Origin of the sequence: Mesorhizobium sp. M5C.F.Ca.ET.164.01.1.1 (assembly GCF_004792125.1) — a bacterium.
Lineage (GTDB): Bacteria > Pseudomonadota > Alphaproteobacteria > Rhizobiales > Rhizobiaceae > Mesorhizobium > Mesorhizobium wenxiniae.
Map to the genome: position 1 here is coordinate 1 of NZ_SRTG01000101.1, position 451 is coordinate 451.

Annotated in this window: 2 protein-coding genes; one reads left to right on the top strand and one right to left on the bottom strand. The window is 61.2% G+C overall.

Going from position 1 to position 451, the window contains the following annotated elements; all coding sequences use genetic code 11:
• The first annotated feature begins 19 nt into the window (after window positions 1–19).
• Entirely contained in the window at window positions 20–205 is a 186-nt protein-coding gene (locus EN807_RS32605) for a hypothetical protein (RefSeq protein WP_128275143.1), read from the top strand.
• Window positions 206–279: 74 nt separating this feature from the next.
• Here the strand turns inward: EN807_RS32605 and EN807_RS32610 are convergent.
• Window positions 280–451: sugar-binding domain-containing protein (locus tag EN807_RS32610; protein ID WP_281405242.1), on the bottom strand; the 172-nt coding region annotated here is incomplete at its 5' end.

Below are 451 nucleotides of genomic sequence, written 5' to 3' on the forward strand. Positions count from 1 at the left end.
ATAGCGAAGGCTGACGATCATGACCACGGTACAGGAAAAACTGCTTCTCGTTCCAGGCCAGGCTTGGTTTTCATGGCTTGTGCGTGGATTTGCGCACCATCAGGCGAAGCGGCGGGCCTATCTCGACATCAGGGAGCTGTCACCGCACCTGCAGCGCGACATGGGCTTGCTGGACGGCAACGGCAATTTCGATCCCTACAATTAGGCCCTGCTGATTTTATCGGAGATCGGAGCGCCTGCTGGCTTGGCGCATGAACGGCTCCGAACCCGAGGCGCAGATCATACGCCAAGCAAGGCTGTCGCGGTTCGCTCGTCGGTGATGAGGCCGTTGACCAGACGCCGGTTCACGGCGGCGAGGATGCCGGGCAATTTGCGCTCGCCCATGGCGAGCGCAATGACCAGCGACCTTTCGCGCGACGGCAACGCCGCCGAAGAGACGCGGTCATTGGTG